This window comes from Microbacterium sp. GbtcB4 (assembly GCF_019091465.1).
Taxonomy (GTDB): Bacteria; Actinomycetota; Actinomycetes; order Actinomycetales; family Microbacteriaceae; genus Microbacterium; species Microbacterium paraoxydans.
On the sequence record NZ_JAGXJJ010000053.1, the window covers coordinates 1 to 299 of the forward strand.

General features: G+C 70.6%; 1 pseudogene. It reads left to right on the forward strand.

The annotated features are described in order from the left end of the window. Positions 1-299 (forward strand): annotated as a pseudogene (locus KVS71_RS17250) (cation-transporting P-type ATPase); the annotation flags it as partial.

Sequence of the window (299 nt, forward strand, 5' to 3'; positions counted from 1 at the left end):
GCTGGGGCACTCGAGGACAAGGCGGTGGGCCGAGCCCGGGGCGGGCTGCGTGCACCGCTCAAGCGCGTACCGGAGACAGCGACCGACTAGCAGGGCGGCACTGCCGTGCACGTCCAGGCGAGAGGGTTGATGGTCGGTCAGGTCATGGTTGGCCGGCCGGGCGAGAGGATCGCGACCGACGGGATCGGCCGCTCCGGTCGCTCCAGCCTGGACACATCGGGTATCACTGGCGAATCGATCCCGGTCGCGGTCGAGCCCGGCGATGTGGTCTCGGCCGGCGCGATCAACAGTGTCGGTGC